Origin of the sequence: Winogradskyella haliclonae (genome assembly GCF_014635865.1) — a bacterium.
In the GTDB taxonomy this organism is placed as follows: domain Bacteria; phylum Bacteroidota; class Bacteroidia; order Flavobacteriales; family Flavobacteriaceae; genus Winogradskyella; species Winogradskyella haliclonae.
In genome coordinates, this window is the sequence record NZ_BMDQ01000001.1 from 320,411 (window position 1) to 332,907 (window position 12,497).

Here is a 12,497-nt window from a genome sequence, read left to right on the forward strand (position 1 = left end):
CTTATTTTTTGTGTCTTACTAATAAATCCATCAATGTGATAGAAGAATCTTCCATATCGTTTACAATACTATCAATCTTAGCGATGATGTAGTTGTAAAAAATCTGAAGTATAATAGCCACAATAAGACCAAATACAGTTGTTAAAAGTGCTACTTTAATACCACCTGCTACTAAAGAAGGTTGCATGTCTCCAGCTGCTTCAATTTTATCGAATGCTTGAATCATACCAATTACCGTACCCATGAAACCTAACATTGGTGCAAGTGCGATAAATAATGATATCCAAGAAACATTTTTCTCTAATTGTCCCATTTGTACACCACCGTAAGCTACAACAGCTTTTTCAGCAGCATCAATATCTTCGTCTGCTCTGTCTAAACCTTGGTAAAATATAGATGCAACAGGACCTTTTGTATTTCTACAAACTTCCTTAGCAGCTTCGATACCACCAGATGCCAAAGCATCCTCAACATTTTGAGTTAATTTCTTTGAATTTGTAGTAGAAAGATTTAAAAAGATAATTCTTTCAATAGCAATTGCTAAACCAAGAATTAAACATAATAAAACGATTCCCATAAACCCAGGACCACCTTCAATAAATCTCTTTTTTAATTCTTGATGAAACCCTAAGTCTTCAGCTGCTGCTTCATTTGTTTCTTGGGCTACATTTGCAACAGTTGTTGTTGCGGCTGCTACTGTTGTTGTTGCATTTGCATTAACAGTTCCAATAACCATTAAACATGTAATGGCTAGGATAGAAAATAATCTTTTCATTGTCTTGAATCTTAATTTTTATTAGTTAAAGTGTTAAAGATAAAAAAAATATGTAACTATTTAAGTAAAACATCAGCAGAGAGGAAGGGATTCGAACCCTCGAAACGCTTTTGGCGTTTACACACTTTCCAGGCGTGCGCCTTCGACCACTCGGCCACCTCTCTGTAAGTCTTAAAAATTACAGAACGCCAAATAACAAAAAAATCTTTAAACACTAAAATTATGGGCGTTAATTTTAGGACATTTCGCCACGTAGTGACGTTTCATAAATGCTTTGAAACTCTAAAGGATTAATATCCTGTCCAATGAGGTACATTAACTTTGTTATTGCAGCCTCAGTAGTTAAATCTTTTCCAGAGATAATACCAATTTCTTTTAACTGCGAGCTCGTTTCATACTGTCCCATATTTACACTTCCGCCAGCACATTGCGTAACGTTAATAATATACATACCTCTTTTAACAGCTTCTCTCAACAAATCAATGAACCAAGTTTCTGTAGTAGCATTACCCGATCCATAAGTTTCTATAACTAATCCTTTAATGAGTTTACTTCGTAAAACAGCTTCTAATATTGGTTTTGATATGCCTGGAAATAATTTAAGTATCGCAACATTAGTATCCAGCTTTTTATTAACCTTAAGCGCAAGTCCTTCATTAGGTTTTAAAAGATACTCTTTGTTAACATTGAGATTTACGCCAGATTCTGCCAAATTTGGATAATTCAAAGACTCAAAGGCTTCAAAATGCTCCGCATTAATTTTTGTCGTGCGATTGCCTCTGTATAATTTGTATTCAAAATATAAGCCTACTTCTCTTATAATAGGTATACCATTATTATTGAGTGTCGCTAATTGAATAGATGTAATTAGGTTTTCTTTTGCATCTGTTCTTAAATCTCCTATTGGGAGTTGAGACCCAGTAAATATAATAGGCTTTGCTAAGTTTTCGAGTATAAAACTCAAAGCGGATGCAGAATAACTCATTGTATCACTGCCATGCAATACAACAAAACCGTCAAAGCGTTTATAATTGTCTTTAATTGTGTCTGCTATTACGCACCAATATTCTGGATTAATATTAGAGGAATCTATAGGTTCTTCAAAAGATATAGTTTCTATATTACAATCTAGCAATCGTAATTCTGGTATTCTTTGTATAAGATTATTAAAATCAAAAGCCTTTAATGCGCCAGTATTGACATCTTTTACCATACCAATAGTTCCGCCTGTGTATATTAAAAGTATGTTTTGTTTTTTCATCTTATATCCCAAAAATTGCTTTAGAGTTTTCTGTTGTAATACGAGCTATTTCTTCAGTAGATAAACCATACAATTCTGAAAGTTTCTCTAATACCTTAATAACATATTGACTTTCGTTACGTTTTCCTCTGTAGGGTTTAGGTGCAAGATATGGTGAATCTGTTTCAAGAACAATATGCTTTAAATCTATTTGATGAATAAACTGATTAATTTTTCCGTTTTTGAACGTCACCACACCACCTATTCCTAACTTCATATTATAAGAAATGGCTTGTTTAGCTTGATCTAAGTTTCCTGTAAAACAATGAAATATCCCAAACAAATCATCACTTTTTTCTTGTTCTAAAACTTCAAAGATTTCATCAAAAGCTTCTCGACAATGTATTACAATAGGCAGCTTGTATTTTTTTGCCAAGTTAATCTGATGCTTAAATGCTTCAACCTGTATTGGCAAAGTGCTTTTGTCCCAATAGAGATCAATTCCTATTTCCCCAACAGCGTAGAAATCTCTTGCTTGAAATTGTTCTTCAATATGTTTAAGCTCTTCTTTGTAATTTTCTTTTACAGAAGTGGGGTGCAGCCCCATCATTAAAAACACCTCGTTAGGAAACTCTGCCTCTAGTTTATACATCGCTTCAGTATAACTAGAGTCAATGGCTGGAATAAAAAAGCGCTTTACATTAGCCTCGATAGCACGTTGTATCATCTCATGCCTATCTTCGTCAAAGGCTTCACTATATAAATGTGTATGCGTATCTGTAATTATCATAGCGCAAAAATACACATCTTTTTAGTCTAGTTTATCAATTAATTTTTGAGCTTTTTCGTAATAGATTGTATCCTCAGACAGGCCTTTAAGAAGCGCTACACATGCTTTGGTATCTTCTTGTTTTAGCTTGCTCAAAGCAGCATACCAGAGTGCTTCATTCTTATAAGCTGATTTTCCCGAAAATATTTGTTTTAAAACAGTATCTGCCTCTTCAAACTTATCTTGTTCAATTTGGCTAATAGCTCTGTACAGCTTTACTTCATCATTATCCGAATCTGTTTTCAAAATTTCAGATAAATAGACTTCGGCATCTTTATAGTTTTTTTCATTAAATGCCTTCTGAGCTTTAATGACGACATCTTCGACATTCCCTCTTACCGACAAACTAATAACACCATAGTCTGAATAATCTTCATAGCCTGGTGCTGAAAATCTATTAAAGATAAACAAGCCTAAAAACACAATAACTGTAGCAGCAATAGCTAGTTGGCTAATCTTAAATCTTTTTGACTTCTTTAGAGGCTGAGCTTGATGTTCTTGTTTATTAAAATAGGTATTAGATATGGCTTTTAAATTAGTTTCAAAATCTTTTGAAGCCTTAGCTTCTCCATAACTGTGCTCTAAAAACTCTGATAGTTCTTTATAGGTTTCAAAGTCCTTTCTAAATTCAGAATCTGAACTTAACTTTTCTTCAAAAGCCAACACCTCTTTATCCGATAAGGATTTAGAAATGTAATTCTCAAACGCTATGTAATTTTCTTCCTTCATTACAACTTAAGCTGGTTAAATTTGGGTGATTTTCGCACCATTTCGGTTAATTTACCAATGCACAAAGATTTCTTTTTTCTGGCATAAGCATAAGTTACACCAAGACGTTCTGCAACCTCTTCCATAGATTTTATTTTAAAAGTTGCTTTAAGCAAATCTTTACAAGCATCACCCAACTTATTAAACATCTCAGCAAACAAAGCTTGTTTTTCGCCAAAAATTTCAGTTTCGAAGGCTAATTCTTGTGCATCGTCACCTATAGATACAGTTGCCTCATTAATTGTTACCTCTTTATTGTAATTTTTTTTGAGGTGGTTTAACCATTTACGTTTACACAGCAGAAAAAAATAGGCATCAAACGGGCAAGTGAGTTGTAAGTTTTTTTGACTTGCTTGATGATATATAGTAATAATGGCCTCTTGAATAATGTCTTGGGCTTCATCTGCACTTCCATTATTCTGTTTAATATAATTAACCACTTTAGGCGCATACTTATCATATATAGATTGTATCACAAAAGAGTTGTTTTGCAACAATCCAGTAATATATTTCTGGTCTTCATGATTTTTTTTTTCGCCCAATAGCCCCTGTATTTTCTACTAATTTAAAAAAACTTTAAAGAAACAGGGTAACAATTTTATTAGGATACTGATATAAGGTTGTAACGAGAAAATTAATCCTTAAAAATTAGAAATTATGAAACGTTCAATTTTAATTATCAGTACAGTAGTATTATCGTTCTTAAACTTAAACGCTACAACATTAAAAACAAAGGCAACTAAAGCAATTGTTAAAACAGAAATTACAGAAAACAATATTACAACTGAGTACGAGTGGTCTGTAAAAACCTTAACAGGGAAAAGCTCAGGAACTTCATCTAGTCTGGAAGAAGCCAAAGAAATGATAAGACTTTTTAGCCGTAATGAAGTGGTTCTTGAAAAAAAGATAATTAGTTATCACGTATTAAAAAGTGATGCCTCAGACAGTAGAACTTATTACTGGGAAGTAGACTCCACAAACGGAAAGGCTAAAGGTTACTCTTCTTCTGAAAGAGACGCAAGAGCAATGATTGCACTTGTCACAAAAGGTGAAGTAATTACCTATAAAATAATTACAAGTAAAAAATAAAACCAAAAACAGGGTAACAAAATTGTTGCCCTGTTGATATAAAGGTGTAAAACAATAAATATTAGAAATTATGAAAACTTTAAAATCAATTTTCGGAACCTTATTAATGATGGCAGTTATATTAACAAGCTGCAAAACTTCAGATGATTTAGACCCAATACTCCCTTTTGTCCCAACACAACAAGAGTTTCAAACTCTAAAAGAAAACGCTCGCGAAGCTTTAAAACAAGATTTTCAGCTTACGGTTGAAGACGGAATAACGACTCTAACAACAGCTAGTGGTGTTAGTGTTAGCATTAACGGTGCTTGTTTAACTCTTAATGGAAACGCTGCAACTGGATTAGTAGATGTAGAGCTAACAGAAATTTTTGATAAAGCAAACATGTTAAAAACAAACAGAAACACAATGGGTACATTACCAAATGGAGATAAAGCTATGTTGTTGACCGGTGGAGAGTTTTTAATAGAAGCTTTTCAAAACGGAATTGCGTTAGAAACAAACTGCCCAATAGAGTTACAGATACCATCTAATCTTACTGGCGGTGATGACCCAGCAATGGAGCTTTGGACTGGTAGAATTGACGAAAATGACAACTTAACTTGGGACGAAATGGAAGGTGGTCCTCAAGGAATGGGTGGTGAAGTTTTTGCAGAAGGCGGACAATATTATGCATTCTTTAATGACTTTGGTTGGAGTAATGTAGATCGTTTTTATAATGATCCAAGACCAAAAACAACAATCTTAGTTGCGCCACCAACAGGTTATGATAATACAAATAGTTCTGTGTTTATCTCTTACGATGGTGAAGATACAGGATTAGCAAACCTTGACACTTATGATACTGGATCAGGATTATTCAGTGAGCATTATGGACAGATTCCTATTGGTTTAGAGTGCCACATCATTTTTGCATCACCAAATGAAACCGGGGGATGGTTATATCATATTCAAGCAGTGACAATAGCAGCTAATGATCAGATTACTTTTAACGCTGGTAATTTAATTTCAGCAACAGATACTGAATTAACAACTGTCATAAATGCCCTACCATAATTCTTGACCTGTAAAAGCGATGACCAAGGGGGAGTCATCGCTTTTTTTTATATTTAAGTGCAATCAACTCAATATAATTATGAAATCTAATGCTTTTGTATTTGGTTTTCTTTTCTGCTTTTTAACTGTTTTTTCTCAGCAAAAGGCAGTTTCTGATTCTATAAAACCCAGAATAGCTTCGATACAACATCGTGTAAAAGCTGATAGCCTGATATTAAATGCTGAAACACCACCATTAGAACAAATAGCTGGTGCTCCAAAAGCATTTTACACCTATTATTGGGAGATGGGTGATGGCAATTATAGTAAAGAAAAGAATCCTAAACACGTATATAAAGATAAAGGTGATTATGAAGTAAAGCTATGGGTTACTAACAATTACGATACAGGGAAGCCACCTGTGAGTCGTCCTAAAAAAATAAGTATTTCTAAAGATGCTGAAAATTTTCAAGCACAAGCTTCAATGTCTGAAGATTTTACATTACAGCGCAACAGAGAACCAATGCCAGACCAAGACATGGTACTAATCATGAGTTATAAAAATGAAAATGACTATGCTTCTAATGGTAAACTTTACTTATTCTATAACGAGCAAAAATATGCAGCTAATAATTTTGAATTAACTGAAATGCGAACACATCATGGTGAAGAAGAACTGATTAATGAAGATATCGTTTATAACATTCCAAAAGACAGTTTTGATGGCACGCTCCTAGCTTCATCCGAAGATGTTATTAAAAATCTACATATAAAACAGCAAGACTCTACTAAAAAAACAGATTTACCATTAACTTTAAAAGAGGCCAACGACTATTACAAAAAATCTAAAGTTTTAGAGTTTACAAACATGGAACCTAAAGAAGAACGTCATGTGTTTTTTACAATGAAAACCACACCAGAAATGCTTAAAGACACAAGTGCTATAATTTCTGTCCGTGGTGTTTTTGTCCCAGATTCTAACTATAGCAACCATACAGTAAAAGACATGGAAATGGAGATTGTCACATCTCATGACCCAAATAAGATGTCAAGTAATGGTACATTTCTGAATTACAGATTTGTACGATTTAAAACGCTTAAATATAAAATTAAGTTTCAAAATAACGGTGAAGGTCCAGCACGAACAATTAGACTGGAAACAGATATTCCTGAGATGCTAGACAAACAAACTTTAGAGGTCATGGACATGTATCCAAAAGTAAAAATTTGTCCCAAAAGAGAGGTGCAATACAGTTGCCTGGACACCACATATACTGAAACTCAAGCTATATTTACATTTAAAAATATTTACCTGCCAGGAAGCGAACAAAAAAATGTAAAAGCGTATGATTCTACCAAAGGCTTTGTAAGGTATAAGATTAAATTCTCTAAAGATTTTCATAAGAAAAAGACTAGAAGTAGAACTGCAATAATTTTTGATAAAAACGATCCCATAATTACGAATTATTCTACAACTCGATTTTTACCAGGCATATCGATTGGAGCAAAGGCAGGCTATAATTATTTTCCAGATTTAAAAGACTCTAAAAGCTACTTTGTTGGTGCAACAGTTTCGCCATACAAGTCTTATCGATGGTATTGGCAAGTAGAGCTTTTGAATAGCTTTCATAATTATGATTCGGATACCTCTATTACTGAAGAAATTATAGGAGGAGCACAAGGCTTTGAACAATTACAACGCACTACAGCTTCGTCTAGTTTTCAGAATATAGATTGGGAGGTTCCTATTTTAATGAGATACAATATTAATAACTACATAGGTTTAGGAGCTGGTCTTAATACTATGATAACTCTTAGTGAAAAAAGAGATGAATCTCTTTTAATAGAGCGTTTTGAAGGCACAAATCCACAAGCCCCAATTATAGAAACTCTTAATTCTACTTCTGAATTTTCAGATTCTTTTACAAACCTTAGAACTGGATTTTTAGTAGAAGTCACAGGTGGTTTTGCCAGAATTGGGCCAAGCTTTGGCGCACGTTATGTCTTTAACTTCAAGGCTAATTTTAATTATCTTCAATTGTATGGTATTTGGAAGTTCTAAATTCTTTTAAAGTATAAATGAAAAACCTCTTCGTTCTTTTTTTTGTTTCGAGCTTTTCGGTTTGCTTTTCTCAAACTTTAGAGGAGCGTATTTACGCATCAACAGAACAGTTTTATAGTGAACCAAATCTCAAAAACTTACAAATTTTAAATTCTGAAATTAAAATCTACGAACCCCAGTTAAGGACAGAAGATGAGTACTTTGCATTTATCAATCTTATTGTAAATAAAGCCTATTATTTAGGGGAACAAAACAAGCAAAGAGAAGCAATTTCTGCCTACGAGAAAGCACACCAAATCTATATAAAAAACAATGTAGCAAGCTACGATATTGTTGAATATTGTTTAATTCCGCTTGGTATACTTTACCACAAAACTAATGCTTACCTCAAAGCTGAAAACATTATAAAACACTATATCGTTATTGCCAAAAAGCAGAATAATAAAACTCAGCAAATAACAGGAAGCATTAATCTTGCTGGATTGTATCAATCTTTAAATAGACATCAAAGCGTTATAAATATAATAGACAAAACATTACAGATAGACGGCATAAAAAAACAGCAAAAACAAAGACTTAATAGTTTAAAACGAAGAAGTCAATTGTTGTTAGAAACTAATCAAGAAAAACTTCTTTTAGATGGCGATATTGTCTTTAGCATAAAAGAAGATTTTGAAACTTTACAACTAAAATATCAGCTTAATCTTAAAAACGAAGATTACAACAAAGCCTTTAGCTACTTTAATCGCATTAAAAACAACACTCTAAAAAACAAGCTTACGTCTTCAAGAGCGCTTGCAAAGCTTAGTTTCCAAGAAGCTCAATTATATTATCTCATTAATAAGCCTGATAAAGCATTACAAGAATTAAAAAATACGCTTGCTATACTTTTACCCAAGTTTAAAGATTTGCAGCATCTTAATGAAACTAATTTATACCCAGAAAATACATTTTTAGACGTCTTTGATTTACTAGCAGAAATGGAGGCAAATCCTGAGAAAAAATTGTCATATCACAACCTTGGCATTTATGTTGCCAATTTATTAGATTACGAAAGTTCTAGTGAAGAAAGCCTCATAGTTAAAGCTAATGCAAATAGAAACAGAAGTGAAAAATGCATTGGCATTTTGCATCAACTATATCTTAAAGACAGAGATTCTATTTTTTTACAGCAAGCAATCAATTATGCTGAACAACATAAAGTTTCGATTTTAAAAAACCGCTCTGAACGTAGAAATCGAATCCAAAAATATGGGGATTCTGATTCAACGCTTATAAAAGAAAACTTACTTCTAAAAGAACAAAGGCAATTAACTAATAGGCTTCTCAATAGACCTGCAAACAAGAATCTAATCAATGCGCAAGACAGCATAAGATTAAGGCTAATAAAAATAAACAATGAGCTTAAGTTTTTGCAAGACTTAATTAAGCAGAATTATTCTATTGAGAGCACTAAAGCTATAACTCTTAAGGACATTTATACAAAACTAAAAGCTGAGAACACAACTATAGTAGAATATTTTTATGGCAAGAATGCGATTTATCAATTTGTGTTTTCTGAAAAGAATCATGCTTTTAATAAAATCCCTATTCATCAAAATACAACTCAAGATATCATAAATTTTATAAGCTATTTTAATGATGCTACAAAGATAAATTCTGATGTTGCAGCCTATACAGAAGATGCGTTTTCGATATACAATCTTTTAAAGTTTAATGCTGTTAGTGATCAACCTAATGTTATTATAATTCCTGATGGATGGATTAATTTTATTCCTTTTGAAACGCTTTTATATACTAAAACGACCTCAACTATCTTCTCTAAAATGCCCTTTGTAGTTAATAATCAGTCATTGGCTTATAATTCCAGCCTTTTATTTTACTTAAACGATAATAAAGAAAGATTAGAAGATAATTTACTCGGTATTTTCCCAGTTTTTAAAGATTCTAATCAAGAACTATTACATACAATAAACGAAGCAAAAAGTATCGAAACACAAATCCCATCAAAACTTTTAATGCACCAACTAGCAACTAAAGAAAGCTTTATAAAAAAAGCTAGCGACTATTCTATTCTACATTTGTCTACACATGCAACTTCTGGTGATTTTGTAAATCCTGCAACAATTTCTTTTTCAAATACTATTTTATCATTAAACGAGCTGTATAATCTTAATCTTAACCCAAATTTAGTGGTACTAAGTGCTTGCGAGACTGGTATTGGAAAACTAGTAAAAGGTGAAGGTACTATGAGTATTGCCAGTGGATTTCAGTATGCTGGTGCAAAAAACATATTGTTTTCTTTATGGCAAATTAATGATTTAAGTACTTCAGAGATTATGTCGTCTTTTTATAGGTATTATGGTAATGGAAAGTCCGCAGTATTTTCAAACACGCAATCAAAGATTGACTACCTAAGCAATAACACAATTAGCAATGCCAAAAAATCACCTTACTATTGGGGAGCTTTTACTTATTATGGTGATTCTCAGGAGTTAAAATCCGCTAAGTCAATAGTCCTTTTATGGAGTCTTGGGGTATTAGCATTACTAATAATTGTATTTTTGATGTTTAAATACTACTACAAAAATGCAAATGGCACTTAAAGATTTTTTGACGTTAAAAGGCTATTCTAAAATAAAACTGAAGCTCACAAAAACCAATCATTTTGAAATTAGAGCAACAATTAATGGTGTAAAAGGGCGATTTATTTTAGATACTGGCGCATCAAGTAGCTGTGTTGGTTTTGAAGCTATTAAACAGTTTAATCTTAAAGTCGTAGATTCTGAAATAAAAGCCGTTGGTGCTGGAGCATCTGGTATGGAGACAAAACTCTCAAAATCTAATACCGTAACAATTGGTAAATGGAAAAAGCAACGCATTGCTTTGGTGCTATTTAATCTTAATCATGTTAATGAAGGTTTGATAAACCATAATGTAGATAAAGTTGATGGAATCATAGGTGCTGACATTCTAAAAAAAGGGAAAGGCATCATTGACTATGATAAAAAATACCTTTACCTAAAACTTCAATAATTCTTCATTTTAATCTCTACAATTCAAAAATTGGTTTTTGACAAAATAAGAAGGATTTTTTTGTGCGAAAAAACGTGCTTTTTTACAACTATTTGATTTTCAATATTTTATAAATTTTAAAAAAAATAAAAAGCACGTATTTCTACGTATAAATATTTGAAAATTTATTCGGAAATTTACCTTAGCTAACGATTAAAGCAATTTATAGTTTTACAGAGAGACTATTCATTAGTATGAAAAACAATAACAGTAAAATATTTGTGTTACTTCTAATTGTAAGTACTGTTGCTATAATTACAGCTAATATCTCTGTTATTTTTTTTAGTTAATTTTAGTTTAGTTAGCTTTAGATATAAGGGTATCTAAAAACAAAAGCGCAATTTGGGGGAATTGCGCTTTTACTTTTTAATAGTAGGATTGAGTTTATAACTCTAATGCCTTTTTAATATTATTATCCATTAATAATTCTATAGGATTTTCTAGTGCTTCTTTTACTGCGACTAAGAATCCTACAGACTCTTTACCATCAATAATTCTATGGTCATAAGACAACGCAACAAACATTATTGGTCTAATCTCTACCTTACCATCTATAGCTACAGGTCGCTCAACAATATTATGCATCCCTAAAATTCCACTTTGAGGAGGATTAATTATTGGTGTAGATAACATACTACCAAAAACACCACCATTAGAAATGGTAAAGGTTCCGCCTGTCATTTCATCCACAGTGATTTTCCCATCTCTGGCTCTTAATGCTAATCGTTTTACTTCTGACTCTACACCTCTAAAAGATAAGTTTTCAGCATTTCTTATAACTGGCACCATCAATCCTTTTGGCCCAGAAACTGCAATACTAATATCTACAAAATCATACGAAAGCATTTCTTTACCATCTATCATAGAGTTAACCGCAGGATATAATTGTAATGCTCTAACAACAGCTAAGCTAAAGAAACTCATAAACCCAAGACTTACACCATGCTTAGCTTTAAAATCTTCTTTGTATTGTTTACGCAAATCGAATATCGGTGACATATCGACTTCGTTAAACGTTGTCAACATCGCTGTCGTATTCTTTGCCTCAACTAATCGCTCAGCAACCTTACGACGTAACATTGACATTTTACTGCGGGATGTCCCTCGGTTTCCTCCAGATGGAGTTCCCATTGACGGCACAGCATTAACAGCATCATCCTTAGTTATACGTCCATCACGACCAGTGCCAGATACAGATTTAGCATCAATTCCTTTTTCGTCTAATATTTTTTTAGCTGCAGGACTTGGTGTTCCTGTGGCATAAGTTTTAGATTCCTCTGTTGGCTTAGAAACTTCTTTTTTTGGTGCAGTTTCTTTCTTCTCTTCTTTTGGAGCTTCATCAGAACTCCCTTCAGGTTTTGTAGCACTTGTGTCTATTAAACAAACTACTGCACCAACTTCAACTGCATCTCCTTCTTCAGCTTTTAGTGTAATTGTTCCACTTACTTCCGCAGGTAGTTCTAATGTTGCTTTGTCGCTATCTACCTCAGCGATGGCTTGGTCTTTTTCTACATAATCGCCATCTTCAACTAACCATTCTGCTATTTCTACTTCAGTAATTGATTCGCCTGGTGAAGGCACTTTCATTTCTAAAATCATCGTTCTTTTATTTATTTAAGCTCTGAT

Annotated in this window: 11 protein-coding genes and 1 tRNA gene; 5 read left to right on the forward strand and 7 right to left on the reverse strand. The window is 32.9% G+C overall.

Annotated elements, in window-relative coordinates; all coding sequences use genetic code 11:
- Nucleotide 1: 1 nt before the first annotated feature.
- The 6 genes from IEV10_RS01470 to IEV10_RS01495 form a co-directional block, all read right to left on the reverse strand.
- Complete coding sequence (locus IEV10_RS01470; protein WP_188372922.1) at nucleotides 2–775, reverse strand: MotA/TolQ/ExbB proton channel family protein; 774 nt, start codon at nucleotides 773–775, stop codon at nucleotides 2–4.
- A 76-nt stretch (nucleotides 776–851) separates the two neighbouring features.
- Nucleotides 852–939, reverse strand: a tRNA-Ser gene (locus tag IEV10_RS01475).
- A 71-nt stretch (nucleotides 940–1,010) separates the two neighbouring features.
- A complete protein-coding gene (locus IEV10_RS01480) occupies nucleotides 1,011–2,036 on the reverse strand; it encodes an asparaginase (RefSeq protein WP_188372923.1) in 1,026 nt (341 codons plus the stop codon).
- A gap of 1 nt (nucleotide 2,037) precedes the next feature.
- Nucleotides 2,038–2,805, reverse strand: coding sequence for a TatD family hydrolase (locus IEV10_RS01485; RefSeq protein ID WP_188372924.1), 768 nt, complete (start codon nucleotides 2,803–2,805; stop codon nucleotides 2,038–2,040).
- 21 nt (nucleotides 2,806–2,826) lie between these two features.
- Nucleotides 2,827–3,573 (reverse strand): tetratricopeptide repeat protein, encoded by a 747-nt coding sequence (locus tag IEV10_RS01490; RefSeq protein WP_188372925.1) that lies wholly within the window; start codon nucleotides 3,571–3,573, stop codon nucleotides 2,827–2,829.
- Nucleotides 3,573–4,154, reverse strand: coding sequence for an RNA polymerase sigma factor (locus IEV10_RS01495; protein WP_188372926.1), 582 nt, complete (start codon nucleotides 4,152–4,154; stop codon nucleotides 3,573–3,575). Before IEV10_RS01495 ends, IEV10_RS01490 begins: the two co-directional genes overlap by 1 nt.
- A gap of 115 nt (nucleotides 4,155–4,269) precedes the next feature.
- Between IEV10_RS01495 and IEV10_RS01500 the strand changes: the two genes are divergently transcribed.
- The 5 genes from IEV10_RS01500 to IEV10_RS01520 all read left to right on the forward strand — a co-directional run bounded on the left by IEV10_RS01500 (nucleotide 4,270) and on the right by IEV10_RS01520 (nucleotide 10,832).
- Nucleotides 4,270–4,701, forward strand: coding sequence for a hypothetical protein (locus tag IEV10_RS01500; protein ID WP_188372927.1), 432 nt, complete (start codon nucleotides 4,270–4,272; stop codon nucleotides 4,699–4,701).
- Between the two features lie 70 nt (nucleotides 4,702–4,771).
- Nucleotides 4,772–5,755, forward strand: coding sequence for a riboflavin synthase family protein (locus IEV10_RS01505; RefSeq protein WP_188372928.1), 984 nt, complete (start codon nucleotides 4,772–4,774; stop codon nucleotides 5,753–5,755).
- A 79-nt stretch (nucleotides 5,756–5,834) separates the two neighbouring features.
- Nucleotides 5,835–7,796 carry a PKD domain-containing protein gene (locus tag IEV10_RS01510; RefSeq protein WP_188372929.1) on the forward strand — a complete coding sequence of 654 codons (1,962 nt, stop codon included), beginning with the start codon at nucleotides 5,835–5,837 and terminating at the stop codon, nucleotides 7,794–7,796.
- A 17-nt stretch (nucleotides 7,797–7,813) separates the two neighbouring features.
- The gene (locus tag IEV10_RS01515) at nucleotides 7,814–10,402 is read left to right on the forward strand and encodes a CHAT domain-containing protein (protein ID WP_188372930.1); all 2,589 of its coding nucleotides are present in this window, start codon (nucleotides 7,814–7,816) and stop codon (nucleotides 10,400–10,402) included.
- A complete protein-coding gene (locus tag IEV10_RS01520) occupies nucleotides 10,392–10,832 on the forward strand; it encodes a retropepsin-like aspartic protease family protein (RefSeq protein WP_371862922.1) in 441 nt (146 codons plus the stop codon). The genes IEV10_RS01515 and IEV10_RS01520 overlap by 11 nt, the downstream gene beginning before the upstream one ends.
- A gap of 423 nt (nucleotides 10,833–11,255) precedes the next feature.
- Here IEV10_RS01520 and odhB read toward each other — a convergent pair whose 3' ends face one another.
- A complete protein-coding gene (gene odhB / locus IEV10_RS01525; RefSeq protein WP_188372932.1) occupies nucleotides 11,256–12,470 on the reverse strand; it encodes a 2-oxoglutarate dehydrogenase complex dihydrolipoyllysine-residue succinyltransferase in 1,215 nt (404 codons plus the stop codon).
- Between the last annotated feature and the right edge of the window lie 27 nt (nucleotides 12,471–12,497).